Genomic DNA, 20,369 nt, shown 5'->3' on the forward strand with positions numbered 1-20,369 from the left:
GCCCGGCGCCGCCGCCCGGGGGCGGAGCCCCGCCCCCGGGCGGCGGTGCCGGGCTCAGTTCCCCAGGGCTTCCAGTTGGTCCAGGAACCAGCGCTGCGGGGGCAGGGCGGCGCCGGCGGCGGCGAGCCGCTTGCAGCGGGCGGCGCGCTCCTCCTCGGGCATGGACAGGGCCTCGTGCAGGGCCTCGGCGGTGCCGATCACGTCGTACGGGTTGACCATCAGCGCGTCCTGCGCCATCTCGGCGGCGGCCCCGGCCTCGCGGGACAGCACCAGCGCGCAGCCCCGGTCGGAGACCACCGGGACCTCCTTGGCGACCAGGTTCATGCCGTCCCTGATGGGGTTGACCAGGGCCACGTCGGCCATGCGGTAGGCGGCCAGCGAGCGCGGGAAGTCGTCGTCCACGTGCACCACCAGCGGCTGCCAGGACGCGGTGCCGAACTCGTCGTTGATCTCCTGCGCGACCCGGCTCACCTCGGCGGTGTACTCCCGGTAGACGGCCACGTCCTGCCGCGAGGGGTAGGCGAACGCCAGGTGCGTCACCCGGCCCCGCCACTGCGGCCTGGTGTGCAGCAGGTGGCGGTAGGCGAGCAGGCCGCGCACGATGTTCTTCGACAGCTCGGTGCGGTCCACCCGGACGATCACCCGGCGGTCGCCGACGGTCTCGCGCAGCGCGGCGAGCCGCTGGTCCACGTCGGGGCGGTGGGCGCGCTCCCGCAGGAACTCCGCGTCGGCGCCGAGGCCGTGCACGCCGACGCGGGTGGTGCAGCCCTCGTGGGTGACGGTGATGTCGCCGTCCGCGGGCCGCTCGACGCGGGCGCCGAGCACCTGCTCGCAGCAGTCCGCGAAGGCCCCGGCCCAGCGGCGGGTGAGGAACGCGGCCCGGTCCGCGCCGAGGACGCCGGTCAGCACCCGGCGCGCGACGTCGTCCGGGAGCAGCCGGTAGTACTCGGGGGGCGCCCACGGGGTGTGCGAGAAGTGGCCGATCCGCAGGGACGGGCGGCGCTCGCGCAGCAGGGCCGGTGTCAGTGCCAGGTGGTAGTCCTGGACCAGGACGGCGGCCCCTTCGGCCGCCTCGGCCGCGAGGGAGTCGGCGAATGCCGCGTTGTACGCCTCGAAGGAGTCCCACTCCCGCTGGAACCCGTCGTCGAAGACGGGGTTGAGCGGGGTGTCGTAGAGCAGGTGGTGCACGAACCACAGGGTGGAGTTCGCCACGCCGTTGTACGCGCGGTGGAACGTGCCGGGCTCGATGTCGAGCATGCGCACGGCCTGGCCGTTGGTGTCGTGGCCGGCGGCGTCGAGCCGCCCTTCGGGGGCCTCGCGGGCGGCGCGGCGGTCCGCGTCGGACAGCGCGGCGCACACCCACACGGCGTTCGTGTCCGGGCCGATGGCCGACAGGCCGGAGACCAGGCCGCCGCCGCCCCGGCGGGAGGAGAGGGTGCCGTCGTCCTCTTCTCGGAACGACACGGGTCCACGGTTGGACGCGACCAGGATCCGGGCTGAGCGCGAGGTGACCATGCCGCGAGCCTAGCCAGCACCGGCGGGGCACAAACGTGCGCGCCCACCTCCGGGGGTGTGCTCTCGCCCACGCGCGGGAGCGCCGGCGGCGCTCAGCCGGCGCCGGACTCCAGCTCGTCCGCGAGCGCGTCCAGCAGGGCGACGACGCCCGCGGGGCCCGGCACCACCACGTCGGCGCGCGCCGCCAGCTCGGCCACGGTGGGCTCGGCGCCCTCGGTGGCGCCGCTGCACACCAGCAGCCCGGGCAGCCCCTCGCCGCGCAGTCGCTCCACGGCGCCGTAGGCGGCCAGGTCGCCCAGGTCGTCGCCCGCGTAGAGCACCGAGCCCGCGCCGGTCTCGCGCAGGTACCCGGTCAGCGCCACGCCCTTGTCGATGCCGGGCGGGCGCAGTTCCAGCACCATCCGGCCGGGCTCCAGCACCAGGCCGTGCCGCCCGGCGAACTCGCGCAGCGGCTCCTTCAGCCGGGCGAAGTCGGCCTCGGGGTCCCGGGCGCGGCGGGTGTGCACGGCGACCGCCCGGCCGCCCTTGTCCTCCAGGTACAGCAGCTCCGGGTCGGCGACCAGCCCGCGGAGGAGGCCGGGCAGCTCGGCCTTCGCCGCCCGCACGCCCGGGTGCGCACCGGGCGCGGTGACCTCGCCGGTGGCCGCGTCCCAGCGCTCGGCGCCGTAGTGGCCGAGCACGCACAGGTGCTCGAGCCCCGGGACGCCCGCGAAGCCGCCGTACCGCACCGCGACGTCGGCGGGCCGCCCCGTGATCACCACCACGGAGCGGACCAGCGGCGCCAGCCTGGCCAGCGCCGGGACCGCGCCCGGGTGCGCGCGGGCCTGCTCGGGGTCGGGGACGATCGGGGAGAGGGTGCCGTCGAAGTCCAGGGCGACCACGGCGCGGCGCGGCTCGCCCCGCAGCGCGGCGAGCGCGTCCTCGCCCTCGGAAGTGGTGGGGGTCGGAATGCGGGCCATGCGGGCGAGCCTATCGGGGGGCGGCGGAGGCGGCCGGGGGCGCCCCCGGAGAACCGTTCGCCCCTCCCGTTGCGATGAGGGGGTGTGACGAGGATGAGCGGGGGAGCCCGCGGTGGGCCCGAGCCGCCCGGTGACGCCGAGCTGGTGCGTGCCGCCGTGGACGGGGACCGCCGGGCCTTCGAGGAGCTGTACCGCCGGTACGCCGTGTGGCTGACGCTGCGGCTGCGCGGGCGGTGCGCCGACCCGGCGCTGGTGGACGACGTGGTGCAGGAGACGTTCCTCGCCGTGTGGCGGGGCACCGCGCGCTTCCGCGAGGACGGCGACGTCGCCGGTTGGCTGTGGCGGATCGGCTCGCGGCGGCTGGTGGACGCGCTGCGCGGCGAGGGCGCCCGGGGCCGGCTGCGGCAGGCCCTGGCGCGGCTGCGCGGCCGGGAGGAGCCGTCGGCGGAGGACCAGGTGCTGGTGGGGGTGGAGCACGGCGACCTGGCGGGTTCGCTGGCGCGGCTGTCCCCCGAGCTGCGCTCGGTGCTCCAGGCGACGGTGATCGACGGCCTGACCACCCGGGAGGCCGCCGTGCTGCTGGGCATCCCGCCGGGCACCGTCAAGACCCGGGCGATGCGGGCCCGCAGGCAGTTGCGGGCGGACCTGACGTGAAGGAGACCTCCCCGATGAACTCCCCGGAGGGCGGCGGAGCGGGCTCCCCGCGCCGCTGGCACCTGCCCGACGACGACCTGCGCGCCTACGCCGGCGGCGGCCTGGAGGCGCCCCGGCTGTGGTCGGCGGACGCGCACCTGGCCGCGTGCGGCCACTGCCGCCGGCGGCTGACGGACGCCGCGCCCGGCCTGCTGGAGCGGGGCTGGGCCCGCATCGACGCGGAGCTGGACGCGCCCCGGCCGGGGTTCGCCGAGTCGGCGCTGCTGCGCCTGGGCGTGCCCGACGACGTGGCGCGGCTGCTCGCGGCCACGCCCGTGCTGCGCCGCTCGTGGCTGGCCGCGGTGGCGCTGACCCTGCTGGTGACGGTGCTGGCGGCGAACGTGGTGAGCGGCGACCGGGCGGCGCTGCTGTTCCTGGCGGCGCTGCCGCTGCTGCCGCCCGCCGGGGTCGCGGTGTCGTTCGGCCCGGGCATCGACCCGACGTACGAGATGGCGGTGGTGGCGCCGACGCACATGTTCCGGCTGCTGCTGGTGCGCACGGTGGCGGTGCTGGCCACGACCACGGTGCTGGGCGCCGCGGCGAGCCTGGCGCTGCCCTCGTTCGGCCCGGCCGCGCTGGGCTGGCTGCTGCCCGCGCTGGCGCTGACCGCGACGGGCCTGGCGCTGATGCCCCGGCTGGGCCCGGTGGCCGCGCCGTCCCTGGTGGGGGTGGTGTGGCTGCTGGTGGTCGTGGGCGGGCCGCTGACGTCGGGCACGTCGGTGCCGTTCACGGCGGAGGGGCAGCTCACCGCCGCCGCCGCGACGATCGCCGCCGCGGTCGCGGTGCTGGCGCTGCGCGACAGGTTCGACCGCATGGCGCGCGGCGCCGTGCCGCTCGGCGCCGGGTACCCGCGGTGAGCCCGCCGGCCCCGGCGCCCGGCGCCCCGTCCCCCTTCTCCCACCTCGGCGCACTCCCCGCGGACACCCCCGCGGACACGCCCCCGCACCCGGCCGCACCGGCCGGGGCCCGCACCAGGAAGGCCCGTATGGCACCGCCGACCGCTCCCCCGTCCCCGCCGACCGTCTCCGCTTCGGGACTGACGCTCGGCTACCGCGGCACCCGCGCGCTGGACGACGTCTCGTTCCGGCTGGGGCAGGGCGTCACCGGACTGCTCGGCCGCAACGGCGCCGGCAAGACGACGCTGCTGCGCATCCTGGCCACCGCCATGCCGCCGGACAGCGGCGCGCTGACCGTGCTCGGCCACGACCCGGGCACCGCGGCGGGACGGCTCGCGGTGCGCCGCTCGCTGGGCTACCTGCCGCAGAACCCGGGCTTCCACCTGCGGTTCACCGCGTTCGAGTTCGTCGACTACGTGGCGATCCTGAAGGAGATGACCGACCGCGCCGCCCGGCACGGGGAGGTGCGGCGGTGCCTGGACGCGGTGGGCCTGGCCGAGGTGCGCGGCAAGCGGATCAAGGCGCTGTCGGGCGGGATGCGGCAGCGGGTGGCGCTGGCCGCGGCGCTGGTCGGGGACCCGGAGTTCGTGGTGCTCGACGAGCCGACGGTGGGCCTGGACCCGGAGCAGCGGATGCGCTTCCGGGAGCTGATCGCCGAGGCCGGACAGGGCCGGACGGTGCTGCTGTCCACCCACCAGACCGAGGACGTGGCGATGCTGTGCAACCGGGTGGTGGTCCTGGACCGGGGCCGGGTGCGCTTCACGGGCACGCCCGCGGAGCTGGCCGCGGTCGCCGACGGCCGGGTGTGGCACAGCGACGACCGGGACCCGGCGGCGCTTGCCGGGTGGCGCACCGGGACGGGGCTGTTCCGCAACCTCGGCGACCCGCCGCCGGGGGCACGGCCGGTGGAGCCGACGCTGGAGGACGGCTACCTGCTGGTGATCGACGGCGCCGCCGAGGAGGTGGCGGCGTGAGCGCGGTGATGACGGCGCCCCGCCCGGCGGCGCCCCCGGCACCCGGGCGGCGCACCCGCGGCGCGGTGGTCGCGCTGGCCCGGTTCGAGGCGGTGCGGATCCTGCGGCACCCGGTGGTGGTGCTGGCGTTCCTCGGCTTGCTGGTGTGGCTGGTGTGGCCGGGCGGCACCGCCCAGGAGGACTTCCAGGTCCTCCAGGACGTGGACCGCGAGACGCAGATGCCGCAACTGCTGATCGGCCTCGCGGTGCTGATCGCGGCCAACGGCGCGGTGCTGCGGCCGCACCGGCACGGCACCGACGCCCACTTCGGGGTGCTGCTGCTGCCGCGGGACCGGCGCACGGTCGCGTACCTGCTGGCGCTGCTGCCCGTCACCGCGCTCGCGGCGGTGTTCGCGCTGGCCCAGTTCACGGTGGCCGCGGTCCAGCCCGGGGCGGTGGGGCACGGCTCCGTCGGGGAGCTGGCCACGGGGCCCGCGGTGGTGCTGCTGTTCGGGGCGGCCGGGGTGCTGCTCGCCCGGGTGACCCGGTCGGCGTTCACCGGGCCGCTGGTGGTGCTGGTGTTCATCTCGGTGATCTTCGTGCTCGGCGCGGGCGCGGTCGATGTGCTGTGGCAGCGGTGGCTGATGCCGGTGGCGTTCGAGGACGGCGCGGAGCCGCTGCCCTCGGACCTGCTCGGACGGCCCGTGTGGTGGCACCTGCTGTACCTGGCCGGGCTGACGGCGCTGGTCGGGGTCGGGGCGGTGCTGCTCAGCGGGGGGCGCGGGCCCGGGGTGCGGGCGGCGGCGCTCGGCGCGCTCGCCGCCGCGGTCACCGGCGCCGCGGTGCAGGGCGGGGCGCCGTACGGCTCGGTGGCGGAGGACCGGCGCGTCGCCACCGAGCGGCCCGCGCAGGTGCAGGACTGCCGGAAGCACGGGCCGACGACGTACTGCGCGTTCACGGAGTTCGCGCCGTGGACCGGCGAGTGGGACGCGGTGGTGCGCGAGGTGCGGGCGCTGGTGCCCGGCGAAGCGGCCGCGCGGGAGCTGCTGGTGCGGCAGCGGGTGCACGCGACGGACGGGCCGCAGGGGCCCTCGGGGCTCGGCCCCGGCCAGGCGCCCCCGCCCGCCGACACCCCGTCGGACGAGGAGTCGGTGCGGGTCCTGACGCTGTGGGGCGGCGCCGACGAGGCGCGGCTGCTCGCCGCCAGCACCGCGTACGCCCTGGTCACCGGCGCGTCCCCGGAGCGGGGGCAGGGCGCGATGTGCGACGCGCGCGGAGTGCTGGTGATGTATCTGGCGGCGCGCGCCACGGACACGGGCCCGGACACCGGCGCCGAGCGCCGCACCGCGAGCGTGATGGGACCGGGCGCCTCCGGGCCGACGCTGGTGGTGCGGGGCCAGGAGCACCAGGTGGTGCGGGCCCTGCTGGAGCGGCCGGGCGACGAGGTGGACCGGCGGGTCAAGGCGTCCTGGGACGAGCTGGTACGCCCCGGCACCGGCACCGAGCGGGCCGCCGAGCTGCTGGGCGTGCGGGCGCCCGCGCTCACCGACGACGACCGGGCGTACCAATGCGGGTGACCCGGGAGCTGCTCGCGCCGACCTGGCGCACCGTGCCCTGGCCCGCGCTCGGGGCGGGCGGCGGCCTCGGGCTGCTGCTCGTCGTCCTCACCGCCGCGCTGTCCTCCTCGCTGGGGGCGTCGACATGGGCGAACCTGCTGCGGGCCGCCGCGGTGGCCGGGGCGCTGGGGACGGCGTTCCTGCTGGACGACCCGGCGCGGCACACCACCGCCGCGGTGCCGGTGCCGCGCCCGGCCAGGCAGGGGCTGCGGGTGCTGCTGGTGCTGCCCGCGGCGGCGCTGTGGTGGACGGCGGTGGCGCTGGTGGGCCGCTCCGAGGAGGCGGCGCTGCCGCTGGCCGGGCTCACCGTGGAGGCGGCGGCGCTCCTCGCGCTGCCGGTCGCGGTGGGGGCGGTGGCGCTGCGCCGGTCGGGCGCGGTCGCGGTGTCGCAGGTGGCGGGGCCCGCGGCGCTGGTCGCGCTGGTGGGCGCGGCGATGGCCCCCGGGGAGTGGGTGCTGCTGCCGCCGCCGGGCCACGGGCGGTGGACCGAGGCGCACCGGATGTGGGCGCTGGTGCTGGTGGCGGCGGTCGTGGTGGCCGCCGGGTGCGCCCGGGAGCCGCTGCGTTGTCGGTGGCGGGCCCTACGCTGTGCCCGCCGCGCGCCCGCGCGCCGTTGACGGCCACCGGAGGTCACCCATGTCCCAGCCAGACACGTCCCAGCCAGGCACGTCCCCGTCAGCCACACCGCAGCCGGGCACGCCGCGGCCGGACGGCGCCGCCCCGCCCGTGTGGCGCGTCGTCGAGCTGCGGCGGTACACGCTGCACCCGGGGCGGCGCGACGAGCTCGTGGAGCTGTTCGACCGGCACTTCGTGGAGTCGCAGGAGGAGTGCGGCGCCGGGGTGCTCGGCCAGTTCCGCGACCTGGACGCCCCCGACCGGTTCGTGTGGCTGCGGGGCTTCACCGGGATGGACGCCAGACGGGAGGCGCTGGAGGCGTTCTACCTGCGGCACCCGGCGTGGCGGGAGCACCGGAACGCGGCCAACGCCACGATGGTGGACTCCGACGACGTGCTGCTGCTGCGCCCCGCCGCCCCGGACGGCGCCTTCCCCGCCCCGGAGGGGGCCCGGCCGGGGGTCGGGGCGGCGGCGGTGCCCTCGGGGTTCGTCGCGCTGACCCTGCACCACCTGCCGGGCGCGGAGGAGCTCGCGGAGTTCGCCGGGTTCTTCGAGGAGCGGGTGCGCCCGGTGCTCGCCGCCGCCGGGGCGGCGCCGCTCGCGTGCCTGCGGACGGAGTACGCGGATAACGACTTCCCCCGGCTGCCGGTGCGCACGGGCGAGCATGTGTTCGCGCACGTCACCCTGTACCCCGACGCGGCGGCGCACGCCGCGCTGCGGGAGCGGCTCGGGGCGCTGGAGGAGTGGCGGCGGGGGGTGCTGCCGGAGCTGGGCAAGCGGCTGGCGCGGCCGGAGGAGGTGCTCAGGCTCTCCCCCACGGCGCGGTCGGCGCTGCGCTGAGCGGGCACCGCGCGGAGCGGGCCCGCACAGCGCGGTATCGCGGTCAGCGGCGGGAGCGGCGGGCCTCGCGCATCCGGCGCAGGCGGTTGACCGTGACCGGGTCGTGGGCCAGGGCCTCGGGGCGGTCGAGCAGCGCGTTGAGCAGTTGGTAGTACCGGGTCGGGGAGATGCCGAGGCGCTCGCGTATCGCCCGTTCCTTGGCTCCGGGGCGCTGCCAGGTGCGCCCGGCGAGGTCGAGGACGGCGCGGTCGCGGTCGCTCAGGGACCGGGGGGCGTCCGCCTCGTCGCCCTCGCCCGGCGACTGCTCCCGCTCCGGTTCCTCGGCCACTCATTCACTGTAACGGGGGCCGGGGACACGGGCCCGGCGTGCGGCCGGGGGCCGGGGCACCGGCCCGGCGTGCCGCGCGGGGGCGGCGGCGCGGGCCCGTGACGTGCCGCCCGCCCCCGCGCGGGGGCGGGCTCAGTCCGTGCCCGACCTGCCGCGCTCCAGGGAGGTCTGCTCGTCGGCGTAGGTCTGGAGCCGCTGGAGGACGTCCTTCGGGTCGCCGGTGACCGCCTTGCCGATGTGCTTCTTCACCTCGGCGCTCACCCGCGTCCACACCGGGTCGCCCGCCGGGTAGAAGCGCGCGTTCTGGAGCTTGTCGAGGAACGGCCGGACGGGCTCGAGCTCCGGCTCCTCGCTCATCGCCTGGGCGGCGGTGGTGGTCACCGGCAGCAGGTCGTGGCGGTGCAGGAACTCCAGGGTGTTCTTCTCGGCGTACACGAAGTCGAGGAACTCGCCGATCTGCTTGCCGTGCCCGTTCTCCTTGAACGCCATCATCCAGTCGGCGACGCCGAGGGTCTCGTTGAGCTCCCCGTCCCGGCCGGGCACCGCGGCGACCGCGTAGTCGATCCCGGCCTCCTTCGCCGCGCCCGTCAGGGTCGGGTGGCCGTTGAGCATGCCCACCTCGCCGCGGAGGAACTTGCCGAACACCTCCTCCCGGTTGGTCCCGGCCGGGTCGGCGCCGGTCAGGCCCGGGTCCACCAGGTTCTCCTTCAGCCAGGCGAAGGTGGACACGTTCGCCTCGGAGGTGAAGGCGTAGCCGCCTCCGCCCCGGGTGTAGCCACCGCCGCCGCCGAGCATCCAGAGCATCGCCTCGGCCTGCGGCTCCTCGGGGCCGAGGGGCAGCCCGTAGGGCATCTCGACGCCGGCCTCCTTCAGCTTCTCGGCGGCCCGCTTCAGCTCGTCCCAGGTCCTGGGCGCGCGGTCCACGCCGGCCCGCTCGAACAGGTCGCGGTTGTAGAACAGCAGCCGGGAGCTGGAGACGAACGGGATGCCGTACTGGCGGCGCCGGTAGTCGCCGGCGTCGGCGATGGACGGGATGAAGTCGGACTGCACGGGCACGGACAGCAGCTCGTCGGCGCTGTAGAGCATGTCGCGGGAGGCGTAGCCCGCGTAGGAGCCGGCCTGGACGATGTCGGGCACGTCGCCCTTGTCGACCATCTCGGCGACCTTGCCGTCGATCGCCTCCCAGTCGTGCACCCGCACGTCGAGGCGGATGTCCGGGTGGGTGTCGGTGAACTTCTCCGCCAGGTCCTCCCAGTAGTGGCGGGAGCTGGTCTCGTCCGAGGAGCCGTAGTCGGCGGCGACCAGCGTGAGGGTGACGGGACCCTCGCCCGCTCCGCTCCCGCACGCCGTGAGGGTCATCGCCGCCACGAGTCCGGTCGCCGCCAGGCCGAGATATCGCCGCCGCACTTGCTGTACCGCCTTTGTTTCCGAGGTGGGAAAGGGTTCTCTCGCAGGGATCGCAGATCACCAGATCTACACGAAGCGGTGCCGCGCACCCAAAGTGACTGGGGATCAGGGAGGGCGGGCCAAGGGGCGCGGGGGCTCGGGCGGGCGGCCCGCGCGCCGGGGCCCAGGGGCCGGAATCGGATGGGCGGTGATCGATTCCCCGCGAGTGGACTAGACCTCTCATGGCGGGGACGCGACACTGGTCCCGTGAGACACGTCATCGCCCTCGATGTGGGCGGAACCGGGATGAAGGCCGCGCTGGTCGGCGAGGGCGGCTCGCTGCTGCACACCGAGCGCCGCCCCACCGGCCGCGAGCGCGGCCCCGACGCCGTGGTGGCGGCGGTGCTCGACTTCGCCGCCGACCTCGCCGCGACCGGGCGGGAGCGGTACGGCTCACCGCCGGTCGCCGCGGGCGTGGCCGTGCCGGGGACGGTGGACGAGCGGGACGGCATCGCGCTGTTCTCCGCCAACATCGGCTGGCGGAACGTGCCGCTGCGCACCCTGGTCGCCGAGCGGCTCGCCGCCGCGGGCCTGCCCGGGCTGCCGGTGGCGGTCGGCCACGACATGCGGGCGGGCGGGCTCGCCGAGGGCAGGCTGGGCGCCGGGCAGGGCACCGACCGGTTCGTGTTCGTCGCGGTCGGCACCGGCATCGCCGCGGCCATCGGGATCGGCGGGCGGATCGAGGCGGGCGCGCACGGCGCCGCGGGCGAGATCGGGCACGTCGTGGTGCGCCCCGAGGGGCCCGCCTGCGGCTGCGGGCGCACCGGGTGCCTGGAGGCCGTCGCCTCCGCGTCGGCCGTCGCCCGGGCCTGGGCGCGCGCGTGCGGCGACCCGCGCGCCGACGCCGCGGACGCGGCCCGCGCCGTGCTGGCCGGGGACCCGCGGGCGCTCCCGGTGTGGCAGGAGGCGGTGGCCGCGCTCGCCGACGGCCTGGTGACGTGCCTGACCCTGCTCGACCCCGAGGTGATCATCGTCGGCGGCGGTCTGGCCGAGGCGGGCGAGACGCTGTTCGCGCCCCTGGGGGACGCGGTGCGGCGGCGCCTGACCTTCCAGCACCCGCCCGACATCGTCCCGGCCGCCCTCGGGGACGCCGCGGGGTGCCTGGGCGCGGGGCTGCTGGCGTGGGAGACGGTGACGACGATGGAGGTGGCCTCGTGAGGGACCGGGCGGGCGCGGCGCGGACGGCGCCGGAGCGGGCGGACGGCGGGCGGACCGTGCTCGCCGGCGGCCGGGTGGTGCTGCCGGACGGGGTGGCCGAGGGCGGCCGGGTGGCGGTGGAGGGCGGCCGGATCGTCCCCGACGACGGGACGGGCCGGGTGCTGGACCTGGCGGGACGCTGGGTGGTCCCCGGGTTCGTGGACGTCCATGTGCACGGCGGCGGCGGCGCCTCCTACTCCTCGGGCGAGCCCGAGGAGGCGCTGCGGGTGGCGCGGCTGCACCGCGCCCACGGCACCACCACGACCCTGGCCAGCCTGGTGACCGGCGACATCGACGAGCTGTGCCGCCAGGCGGCGGTGCTGTCGGAGCTGGTGGAGGACGGCGAGCTGGCCGGGATCCACTTCGAGGGCCCGTTCATCAGCGAGGCCAGGTGCGGCGCGCACGAGCCGTCGCTGCTGCGGGACCCGGAGCCGGGCGTGGTCCGCAAGCTGGTGGACGCCGCGCGCGGCACCGCCCGCATGCTCACCCTGGCGCCGGAGCTGCCGGGGGGCCTGGAGTCGGTGCGGCTGCTCGCCGACAGCGGGGTGATCGCGGCGGTCGGCCACACCGACGCCACCCACGAAGGGACGCTGCGGGCGGTCGAGGCCGGGGCCACCGTGGCCACCCACCTGTTCAACGCGATGCCCGCCGTGCACCACCGCCACCCCGGCCCGATCCCGGCGCTGCTGGACGACGAGCGGGTCACCGTGGAGCTGATCAACGACGGGGTGCACCTCCACCCCTCCGTGGTGAACCTGGCGTTCCGGGCCGCGGGCCCCGGCCGGGTGGCGTTCGTCACCGACGCCATGGGCGCCGCCGGGGTGGGCGACGGCCTCTACCCGCTGGGCGGCCTGGAGGTCCGCGTGGCGGACGGGGTGGCCCGCCTGCTGGAGGGCGGGGCCATCGCGGGCAGCACCCTCACCCTGGACACGGCGCTGAAGCGGGCGGTCACCGTCAACGGCCTGCCGGTGGAGGACGCGGTGCGCGCCCTGTCCGCGACCCCGGCCCGGCTGCTGGGCCTGCACGACCGGATCGGCTCGCTGGAGCCGGGCAAGGACGCCGACCTGGTGGTGCTGGACGAGGCGTTCGACGTGGTCGCGGTGATGCGGCGCGGCGACTGGGTGGAGGAGGCGGGCCCGTGCCCCTGGTGACCACGGCGGAGCTGGTGGCCGGCGCCCGCGCGGCCGGGCGCGGCCTGGCTGCGTTCAACGTGATCACCCTGGAGCACGCCGAGGCGATCGCCGCCGGGGCCGAGGCGGCGGGCGCGCCCGCGGTGCTCCAGGTCAGCGAGAACGCGGTGCGCTTCCACGGCGGGCACCTGGCGGCGATCGCGGCGGCGTCGGCGGCCGTGGCCCGCGCCTCGTCGGCGCCGCTGGCGCTGCACCTGGACCATGTGCGGGACCGGGCGCTGCTCCGCCAGGCGCCGGAGGCGGGCTTCGGCTCGGTGATGTTCGACGCCTCCAGGCTGGGCTGGGCGGAGAACGTCGCGGCCACCGCCGAGGTGGTGCGCTGGGCGCACGGGCGCGGGCTGTGGGTGGAGAGCGAGCTGGGCCGGATCGGCGGCAAGGACGGCGAGGAGCCGTTCGACCCGCACGCCCCCGGGGCGCGCACCGACCCGGCCGAGGCCGCCGCCTACACCGCGGCCACCGGGGTGGACGCCCTCGCCGTCGCCGTCGGCAGCTCCCACGCCATGACCGAGCGCACCGCCACCCTCGACCACGACCTGATCGCCCGGCTGCGCCGCGCCGTGCCCGTCCCGCTGGTGCTGCACGGCTCCTCCGGGGTGCCGGATCCGGAGCTGCGCGCCGCGGTCGCCGCGGGCATGGTGAAGGTGAACGTGGGGACGGCGCTGAACGCCGCGTACTCCGGCGCGGTCCGCGCCTTCCTGGGCGCCCGGCCCGAGGTGGTGGACCCGCGCCGCTACCTGGCGCCGGCCCGGGAGGCGATGGCCCAGGCGGTGAGCCGGTTCCTCGCGGTCGTCAGCCCGCTGCCGGAACCCGCCTGAAGCCCTGGGCAGTCCCCGCGTCCCCGCGTCCCCGAATCCCTGAATCCCTGAATAATCTCTGTATCTCTGAGTCCCTGGATCTCCGGATCTCCGGATCTTCGGATCTTCGGATCTTCGGATCTTCGGAACCGATGGTCCCGCGCCGCGGACGCGCGGGGAAAGGGGTGCGGTGTGGACGGGCGAGTCGGCGTTCCCGTGCTGTCGTTCCTGACCGACTACGGGCTCGACGACGGCTTCGTCGCCGCCTGCCACGGGGTGATCGCCTCGATCGCCCCGCACGCCCGGGTCATCGACGTCACCCATCTGATCCCGCCGCAGGACGTGGCGCGCGGCGCCGCCGTGCTCGCCCAGACCGCGGCCCATCTGCCCGCGGGCTGCGTGCACATCGGCGTGGTGGACCCGGGCGTGGGCACGGCCAGGCGACCGGTCGCCGTGGTCACCGCGCGCGGGGACGCGCTGGTCGGCCCGGACAACGGCCTGCTGCTCCCGGCCGCGGAGGAGCTCGGCGGGATCACGGCGGCGTACGAGCTGACGAACCGGGAGCTGATGGGCCGGGAGATCTCCAGCACCTTCCACGGCCGGGACATCTTCGCCCCGGTCGCCGCCCGGCTGGCGCTGGGCACGGCGCCGCGGGAGACCGGGCCCGCGCTCGACCCGGCGGACCTGGTGCGGCTGCCCGCGCCCGTGCGGCGGCTGGACGCGGCGGCGGGCCGCGCGGAGGGCGAGGTGGTGACGGTGGACCGCTTCGGCAACGTGCAGACCAGCCTGACCCCGGAGCTGCTTGCGGAGCTCGGGCTGCGGCCCGGCGCGCCGCTGCGGGTGGCCGCGGGCGGGGCCTGGCACGAGCTGCCGTACGCCACCACGTTCGGCGAGGTGCCGCACGGCCGGACGCTGGTGCTGGCCGACTCCTCGGGCCTGGTGGCGCTCGCCGTCAACGGGGGCAGCGCCGCCGGGCGGCTGGGGCTCGCGCCCGGCGACGGGGTGGCGGTGGAGCCGGTCAGGGCCAGGTCGGCGGGTAGCCGTCCTTCGTGACGGCGACCTGGTCGAGCACGAAGTTGCACTTGTCGCCGCTGGCGCAGGTCACCGACAGGTTGTTCTCGCCCTTGTCCAGGTTCACCAGGCCGTAGGAGCGGGTCCACGCCTGGGACCAGTCCTTCTGCCCGGTGTAGTTGTCCAGCTTGAGGGGCTGGTCCTTGCCGTTGACGATCAGTGTGGCCTTGGCGTTCTCGCCCGCGTTGCCGTACCTGACGTTCAGCCGGTAGGACCCGGCCTCGGGCACGGTGACCTTCCACGTCACCGACGCGCCGGGCTTGTCCATGCCCGCCACGTACGTGCCGCCGTCGGCGAGCGCCCCGGAGTACTGGTCGGCGGTCTGGGCGCCGCCGCCGCGGACCAGGGAGGCCGCGTCGGTCACCGGGGGCAGCTCGTCGTCCGGCTTGGGCTCGGCCGACTCCTTGGGCCGGTCCTTGCCCGTCTCGCCCCCGGACGGCGCGCCGGCGGACGGCTTCGCCTCGGGCGAGTCCTTGTCGTCGCCGCCGAGGGCGATGGCCGCGCCGATGCCGATGGCCACCGCGGCCACCACGGCGACGGCGCCGATGAGCAGGCCGCGCCCGCCGCCCCGGCCGCCGCCGCGCCCGGACCTGGGGGGCGGCCCGGCGGGGGGCGCCTGGCCCGGCTGGGGCTGCGCCGCCGGCTGCCCGTACCCCTGCTGGCCGTGACCCGGCTGGCCGTACGGCTGCTGCCCGTAGGCCCCGGGCTGCGCCTGGTGGGGCGCGGGCTGGGCGGCGGGCGCCGGGGGCGGGTAGCCGTAGCCGCCCTGCTGGCTGCCCTGCTGCGGATAGCCGTAGCCGCTCTGCTGCCGCTGGCCGACCCGGGTGACCTGGTGGTACGAGGTCCTGGGCACACCCGGCTGCCCGTAGCCCGGCTGCTGGCCGCCGGCCGCGCCGGAGTCCGCCTGGCCCGTGGCGCCGTCCTGGCGGTACAGGTAGGCGAACGGATCGTCGTCCTGAGGCGTGTTGTCGCCGTTGCCGTTGGTGCCGGCCGTCATCCGCTCGTCAACTCCCCACTGACGAAAGGCCCGGCGCACCCGCGCCCGGACACCCCTGGGACGCCCGGCGGTACCGGGCGGCTCGGGTGGTGGCGGGTGAGGTGCGCATGGCCAAAGTTCATGATCGTTCAACCGGTGGCGGTTCCACGGCCGCTTCCGGCCGCCGCGTCGCGGGCATACCTGACCCGCTGCACATTACCCCGTAGGACGCACCGGCCGTGTCCTCAGTTCGACCGGTGGCGCGGTTTCCCGGCCCCGGCCCCCGGGTGGCGCGTCGCCGCTCACCCCGCCCGCCTGTGGTTGCGCGAGCGGGATCGCTTGTCCATGTACATCCGCTGGTCGGCGCTGTGCAGCACCTCGTCGGCGGTCATGCCGCAGGCGGCCCAGCCGATGCCGAAGCTCGCGCCCACCCGCATCGCCCTGCCGTCCACCCGGATCGGCGGGGTCAGCGCGGTGCGCAGCCGCTCGGCGAGGTCGGCGGCGTCCTCGGGGCCGAGCCCGTCGGCCAGCACCACGAACTCGTCGCCGCCGAGGCGGGCCACGGTGTCGCCGTCGCGGACCGCGTTGGACAGCCGGCGGGCCACCTCGACCAGCACGGCGTCCCCGGCGTGGTGCCCGTAGCGGTCGTTGATCAGCTTGAAGCCGTCCAGGTCGCAGAAGAGCACGGCCAGGCCCTTGTGGCCGCGGGCCGCGCCCTCGGCGCCGTCCGCCCCGTCGGGGGCGACGGCGTGCACGTGCTCGTAGCCGCTGCCGCCCGCGCCGTCCGCCGAGTAGGTGTAGGTGAACTCGTCCCCGGTGACGCCGAGGGCGCTGACGGTGGCGCCGACCTCCTCCTGCTGCTGCTCCTGGCCGCGGTCGCACAGCCGCCTGCCGAGGCGGGAGCGCAGCTCGGCGCTGTTGGGCAGGCCGGTGAGCGCGTCGTGGCTGGCCCGGTGGGCGAGCTGGAGCTCGCGGCTCTTGCGCTCCTCGATGTCCTCGACGTGGGTGAGCAGGTAGCGCGGCCCGTCCGCGGCGTCGGCGACCACGGAGTTGCGCAGGTGGACCCAGAGGTAGCTGCCGTCGGGGCGGGACAGGCGCAGCTCGGCCCGGCCGCCCTCGGCGGAGGTGCGGGCCAGCAGGTCCCGGTCGTCGGGGTGCACCAGGTCGGAGAAGGAGTAGCGGCGCAGGATCGTGGCGGGCCGGCCGAGCAGCCGGCACAGCGCGTCGTTGGCCCGCTGGAGCTTGCCCTGCGCCTCGCCGCTCATCTCGGTGATGGCCATGCCGCTGGGCGCGTACTCGAACGCCTGCCGGAAGCTCTCCTCGCTGGCGCGCAGGGCCTGCTGCTCGCGCTCCAGCCGGACCAGGGCGCGCTGCATGTTGGCGCGCAGCCGGGCGTTGCTGATGGCGACGGCGGCCTGGCAACTGTACATGTGCAGGGCCTCGCGCACCCAGGCGCTGGGCCGCTTGCGGTTGCGCGGCCGGTCCACCGAGATCACGCCGAGCAGCTCCGAGCCGGAGTACATGGGCGCGAACAGCCGGTCCCCGGGGTGCCAGCCGTCCGGGGTGGCGGGCAGCGGGCCCTCGCCGGGCCAGTGCGGCACGTCGTCGCCGTCCAGCACCCAGCCGACCTCGTACGGGATGAACCGCAGGGTGCCCCAGGCCTCGCCCATGGACAGGCGCCGCTCCCAGGACGCGCGGGAGCCGACCCGCCCGCCCATGAGCGCCTCGGCGTCCCTGCTGCCCGCGATGGCGGCCACGACCAGGTCGCCGTCCGGGCTCACCAGGTTCACCACGGACAGCTCGAAGCCGAGCCCGGTGACCACGCCGTCGGCGACCGCCTGCAACGTCTCTGCCAGACTGCGCGCGGCGTTCAGCTCCGCCACGACCTGGTGCAACTGGCGCAGGGTCCCCAATCGGACGTACGACTCCGACTCGGATCCCATCGTTTCCCCCGAGCCCTCGACGACTGCTCCTGACATTTCCTATGGTCCGATCGCAAAGGCAACTGAATCACAGGGAGCAGTTCGCTCGGTACGCAGGGTCAACAATTGGCCCGCGTTGTGACTCACATCACACCCGAATGTGGATGTGTTGTGAGAGGTGAGAGTTCCTGCCTCCAAAGGTTGAACGATGGACGGTTCCCGGCCGGAGCGCCACCCCATGCCCAAGGCCTGGGACCAAAGGACGGTCCCGGCTCCGTCCCGGGACTGTGTGCCGCCCCATCCACCCCGCGTTAGCGTTCAGATTGTGCGACAGACTCCGGCCACCGGCACCAACCAGCCCGCCACCACCGCCCCCGGGCCCGAGGCGTCCCCCGGCGCGGGGCACGTGGACCCCGACGCGTACCGCGCCGCCATGTCCCGGCTCGCCGGCGGCGTGGTCCTGCTCACGGCGCACGACCCCGAGGAGGCCCCGCACGGCGAGGACATCGGGATGACCGCCACCGCGTTCGTGTCCGTCTCGCTGGACCCGCCGCTGGCGCTGGCGAGCGTCCGCGCGGACTCGCGGATGGGCGAGCTGCTGGCACGCCGGCCGCTGTGGGCGGTGTCCGTGCTCTCCGAGAGCCAGCGGCACATCGCCGGGCGGTTCGCGATGCGGGGGCGGGTCAGCGACCGGCTGCTGTTCGAGGACATCCCCTACCAGCGGGGCGAGGCGTCCGGGGCGCCGGTGCTCGGCGGGGCGCTTGCGGTGCTGGAGTGCCGCACCGAGCAGCTCGTCCCGGCGGGCGACCACACCCTGGTCATCGGCCGCGTGCTGACGGCCCGCACGCCGAGCGCGGAGGGCGGGCCGCTGCTGTACTTCCGCAGCCGCTACCGGCACTTGGGCCAGTAGCGGCTGGGCCCCCGCCCCCTTCCGGCGCGCGGCCGGGAGGGGGCGGGGGTGTTCCGCCGTCAGGGGGCGGCGTTCAGGGGTTTCAGGGGTTCGGGGGATTGAGGGCCTTTGGATGTTCAAAGGGCTTCAGGTGTTCGAGAGGCCCGTTCTTGTGTTCGAAAGGCTGGTTTCTCTTGCACCCGGGAGGCTCCAGAGGTCTTCCGGAACCTCCCGCGGGGCTTTCCGCGGGGCCCTCGGCGGCCTCCCGCGGGGCTTTCCGCGCGGCCTTCAAGGCTTCCAGGGCTTCAGGGCTTCGGGGCTCTCGGGGCCTTCTAGGGCCTTCAGGGCCTTCAGGGCCTTCAGGGCCTTCAGGGCCTTCAGGGCCTCAGGCTTTCAGGGCCTCAGAGCTTTCAGGGAACGAGGACGACCTTGCCCGTCGTCCGGCGCCCCTCCAGCGCGGCGTGTGCCCGTGCCGCCTCGGCCAGCGGGAACCGGTCCACCAGCGGGACCAGGTCCCCGGACGCGGCGGCGGCCAGGGCGCGCTCCTCCAGCGGGCGCAGGCCCGCCATCCCGCCGTACCGCTTCAGCAAGGCGGGGCCGATCGCCGCGGAGACCGTCACCCCCAGGGAGTACAGGTCTTCCGCGGAGATCTCGGTGACGGCGCCGGAGGACCAGCCGAAGAGGACGAAGCGGCCGCCGGGCGCCGTCAGCTCCAGGGCGCCGCGGCCCAGGGCGCCGCCGACCCCGTCCAGGCCCAGCGTCACCTCGCGTCCGTCCAGGGCCTCGCGCGCCCGGTCGGTCCAGTCCGGGGCGGAGTAGTCCACCGCCGCGTCGGCGCCCAGCGCCCGCACCCGCTCGGTCTTCTCCGGGCCGCCGGCCAGGCCCACCACGAACGCCCCCGCGTTCCGCGCCGCCTGCACCAGCAGGGAGCCCACACCGCCCGCGGCGCCGGTCACCACGACCACGTCGCCCGGCGCGAGCCGGGCCGTGTCGAGGATGCCCATGGTGGTGCGGCCGGTGCCGATCATGGCCACGGCCGCGTCCTCGGCCAGCCCTTCGGGCAGCGGGTGCAGCCCGGCGGCGTCGGCGAGGGCCAGCTCGGCGTAGCCGCCCGCCAGGCCCGTGCGCGCGGCCACCCGGCGGCCGAGCCAGGACGGGTCGGTGCCGGGGCCCACCGCGTCCACCGTCCCGGCGACCTCGCGGCCGGGGATCGACGGCAGCTCGGGCAGCGGGAACGGGCCGCCCTCGACGCCCTGCCGCAGGGTGCAGTCCAGCAGGTGGACCCCGGCGGCGGCCACGGCGATCCGGACCTGGCCGGGGCCCGGCTCCGGGTCGTCCACCTTCTCGTGGCGCAGGTTCTCCGCGGGGCCGAAGGCGTGGAGTCGGATGGCGTGCACGGGGCAGCTCCTTGGTGAAGAGGGACGTGACGGGATGAGGTGACGGATGGAAGGGGCGGGGCGCCGTCAGGCGAGCAGGGACCTGGCCTCGGCCAGCAGCTCGTACTGGCGGCGCCAGTCCTGGGCTCCGGTGCTCGCGACGATCCGCGCGGCCCCGGCCTCCGCGTAGGCGGCCAGCCGCTCGGCCGCCTGGGCCGGGGAGCCGGTCAGGGGGATGTCCGCGGCCTGCTCGGGCGGCACGCGGTAGACGCCGGTGAGCGTGCCGGTCATCGTCTCCTGCGACAGCACGCCCGGGCCCTCGCCCAGGAACAGCGGGACCGCGACGGACACGCCGGGCACGGCGGGCCGGCCCAGCTCGGCGGCCAGCTCCCGCAGTCGGGCGGCGCCCTCGGCCAGCGCCGGCGGGGCGATCACGGCGGGGAACCAGGCGTCCCCGTACCTGGCCGCGCGCCGCAGGGCCCGCGGCGAGCCCCCGCCGACGAGGAGGGGCGGCGCCGCGACGGCGGGCTCCAGCACGTCCCCGGCGCCGCCGCCCGGGACGGGCCCGCCCGCGAGCAGGCCGGGGAGCAGCTCGAGCACCCGGTCGGTGCGCTCGTGGCGCTCGGCGTACGGCAGGTCCAGGGCCTGCCACGACGACAGGCCGTTCCGCCCGCCGCGCCACCGCCCCCGGGGCCCGGTGCCGCCGGAGCCCACGCCGAGCAGCACCCGGCCGCCGGAGAGGTACTGGAGGGTGGCGACGCGCTTGGCCAGCCACGGCAGGGGGTGGAAGGGGGCGTGCAGCACGCCGAAGCCGATGCCGACGCGCTCGGTGACGGCGGCCGCCGTGGTCAGGACCGTTCCCGCGTCCAGCACCGGGACCCGGCCCAGGAGGTGGTCGCCGGCCCACACCGACGAGAACCCGAGTTCCTCGGCGAGCCGGGCGGCGGCCGCGATGTCGCCCGGGGAGGCGGTGTCGCCCATGGTGGGCAGGAACACGCCGATGTCGATCGCTCGTGCGTCGTTCATGGGGCCACTGTTCAACCTCAACTCGCCTTGAGGTCAACAGCGGACGGGGCGCGGGGCAGGGCGGTGA

18 protein-coding genes and 2 pseudogenes are annotated in these 20,369 nt (G+C 76.4%); 11 read left to right on the forward strand and 9 right to left on the reverse strand.

All coding sequences use genetic code 11. The features are described from left to right. Positions 1 to 54 precede the first annotated feature (54 nt). Complete coding sequence (locus ACYVO2_RS04180; RefSeq protein WP_461006182.1) at positions 55 to 1,515, reverse strand: alpha,alpha-trehalose-phosphate synthase (UDP-forming); 1,461 nt, start codon at positions 1,513 to 1,515, stop codon at positions 55 to 57. Positions 1,516 to 1,607: 92 nt separating this feature from the next. Continuing rightward, positions 1,608 to 2,474, reverse strand: a complete 867-nt coding sequence (gene otsB, locus ACYVO2_RS04185; RefSeq protein ID WP_461006183.1) for a trehalose-phosphatase — start codon at positions 2,472 to 2,474, stop codon at positions 1,608 to 1,610. A 93-nt stretch (positions 2,475 to 2,567) separates the two neighbouring features. Between otsB and ACYVO2_RS04190 the strand changes: the two genes are divergently transcribed. From ACYVO2_RS04190 to ACYVO2_RS04215, 6 genes are all read left to right on the forward strand, one after another. After that, complete coding sequence (locus ACYVO2_RS04190; RefSeq protein WP_461006184.1) at positions 2,568 to 3,128, forward strand: RNA polymerase sigma factor; 561 nt, start codon at positions 2,568 to 2,570, stop codon at positions 3,126 to 3,128. A gap of 14 nt (positions 3,129 to 3,142) precedes the next feature. Beyond that, positions 3,143 to 4,024: a zf-HC2 domain-containing protein gene (locus ACYVO2_RS04195; protein WP_461006185.1), complete on the forward strand. Its 882-nt coding sequence runs from the start codon at positions 3,143 to 3,145 to the stop codon at positions 4,022 to 4,024. Between the two features lie 128 nt (positions 4,025 to 4,152). Then, complete coding sequence (locus ACYVO2_RS04200; RefSeq protein WP_461006186.1) at positions 4,153 to 5,037, forward strand: ABC transporter ATP-binding protein; 885 nt, start codon at positions 4,153 to 4,155, stop codon at positions 5,035 to 5,037. Beyond that, entirely contained in the window at positions 5,034 to 6,593 is a 1,560-nt protein-coding gene (locus tag ACYVO2_RS04205) for an ABC transporter permease (RefSeq protein ID WP_461006187.1), read from the forward strand. The genes ACYVO2_RS04200 and ACYVO2_RS04205 overlap by 4 nt, the downstream gene beginning before the upstream one ends. Next, positions 6,584 to 7,249: an ABC transporter gene (locus ACYVO2_RS04210; protein WP_461006188.1), complete on the forward strand. Its 666-nt coding sequence runs from the start codon at positions 6,584 to 6,586 to the stop codon at positions 7,247 to 7,249. Before ACYVO2_RS04205 ends, ACYVO2_RS04210 begins: the two co-directional genes overlap by 10 nt. Before the next feature lie 19 nt (positions 7,250 to 7,268). Then, positions 7,269 to 8,087: an NIPSNAP family protein gene (locus ACYVO2_RS04215; RefSeq protein ID WP_461006189.1), complete on the forward strand. Its 819-nt coding sequence runs from the start codon at positions 7,269 to 7,271 to the stop codon at positions 8,085 to 8,087. 43 nt (positions 8,088 to 8,130) lie between these two features. Here the strand turns inward: ACYVO2_RS04215 and ACYVO2_RS04220 are convergent, their stop codons facing one another. Beyond that, the gene (locus ACYVO2_RS04220) at positions 8,131 to 8,349 is read right to left on the reverse strand and encodes a DUF3263 domain-containing protein (protein WP_461006297.1); all 219 of its coding nucleotides are present in this window, start codon (positions 8,347 to 8,349) and stop codon (positions 8,131 to 8,133) included. 198 nt (positions 8,350 to 8,547) lie between these two features. Next, positions 8,548 to 9,822: an extracellular solute-binding protein gene (locus ACYVO2_RS04225; protein ID WP_461006190.1), complete on the reverse strand. Its 1,275-nt coding sequence runs from the start codon at positions 9,820 to 9,822 to the stop codon at positions 8,548 to 8,550. 246 nt (positions 9,823 to 10,068) lie between these two features. Between ACYVO2_RS04225 and ACYVO2_RS04230 the strand changes: the two genes are divergently transcribed. The 4 genes from ACYVO2_RS04230 to ACYVO2_RS04245 all read left to right on the forward strand — a co-directional run bounded on the left by ACYVO2_RS04230 (position 10,069) and on the right by ACYVO2_RS04245 (position 14,095). Then, positions 10,069 to 11,019 (forward strand): ROK family protein, encoded by a 951-nt coding sequence (locus ACYVO2_RS04230; RefSeq protein ID WP_461006191.1) that lies wholly within the window; start codon positions 10,069 to 10,071, stop codon positions 11,017 to 11,019. Further along, complete coding sequence (gene nagA, locus ACYVO2_RS04235; RefSeq protein WP_461006192.1) at positions 11,016 to 12,209, forward strand: N-acetylglucosamine-6-phosphate deacetylase; 1,194 nt, start codon at positions 11,016 to 11,018, stop codon at positions 12,207 to 12,209. Before ACYVO2_RS04230 ends, nagA begins: the two co-directional genes overlap by 4 nt. Then, on the forward strand, positions 12,197 to 13,063 hold the full coding sequence (locus ACYVO2_RS04240; RefSeq protein ID WP_461006193.1) for a class II fructose-bisphosphate aldolase: 867 nt from the start codon (positions 12,197 to 12,199) through the stop codon (positions 13,061 to 13,063). Before nagA ends, ACYVO2_RS04240 begins: the two co-directional genes overlap by 13 nt. A 171-nt stretch (positions 13,064 to 13,234) precedes the next feature. Next, on the forward strand, positions 13,235 to 14,095 hold the full coding sequence (locus tag ACYVO2_RS04245) for an SAM hydrolase/SAM-dependent halogenase family protein (RefSeq protein WP_461006194.1): 861 nt from the start codon (positions 13,235 to 13,237) through the stop codon (positions 14,093 to 14,095). On the opposite strand, the gene ACYVO2_RS04250 is transcribed toward ACYVO2_RS04245, so the two are convergent. The 3 genes and pseudogenes from ACYVO2_RS04250 to ACYVO2_RS04260 form a co-directional block, all read right to left on the reverse strand. After that, on the reverse strand, positions 14,061 to 15,110 hold the full coding sequence (locus tag ACYVO2_RS04250; RefSeq protein ID WP_461006195.1) for a CBM35 domain-containing protein: 1,050 nt from the start codon (positions 15,108 to 15,110) through the stop codon (positions 14,061 to 14,063). The genes ACYVO2_RS04245 and ACYVO2_RS04250 overlap by 35 nt on opposite strands. Before the next feature lie 281 nt (positions 15,111 to 15,391). Continuing rightward, positions 15,392 to 15,847 (reverse strand): annotated as a pseudogene (locus ACYVO2_RS04255) (GGDEF domain-containing protein); the annotation flags it as partial. 107 nt (positions 15,848 to 15,954) lie between these two features. Continuing rightward, positions 15,955 to 17,032, reverse strand: a pseudogene (locus ACYVO2_RS04260) (PAS domain S-box protein); the annotation flags it as partial. 304 nt (positions 17,033 to 17,336) lie between these two features. Between ACYVO2_RS04260 and ACYVO2_RS04265 the strand changes: the two are divergent. Then, positions 17,337 to 17,921 carry a flavin reductase family protein gene (locus ACYVO2_RS04265; protein WP_461006196.1) on the forward strand — a complete coding sequence of 195 codons (585 nt, stop codon included), beginning with the start codon at positions 17,337 to 17,339 and terminating at the stop codon, positions 17,919 to 17,921. Between the two features lie 389 nt (positions 17,922 to 18,310). Here ACYVO2_RS04265 and ACYVO2_RS04270 read toward each other — a convergent pair whose 3' ends face one another. After that, positions 18,311 to 19,297 (reverse strand): zinc-binding dehydrogenase, encoded by a 987-nt coding sequence (locus ACYVO2_RS04270; RefSeq protein WP_461006197.1) that lies wholly within the window; start codon positions 19,295 to 19,297, stop codon positions 18,311 to 18,313. 66 nt (positions 19,298 to 19,363) lie between these two features. After that, positions 19,364 to 20,302 carry an LLM class flavin-dependent oxidoreductase gene (locus ACYVO2_RS04275; RefSeq protein WP_461006198.1) on the reverse strand — a complete coding sequence of 313 codons (939 nt, stop codon included), beginning with the start codon at positions 20,300 to 20,302 and terminating at the stop codon, positions 19,364 to 19,366. Positions 20,303 to 20,369: the final 67 nt, after the last annotated feature.

This window comes from Streptomyces capparidis (genome assembly GCF_054782095.1).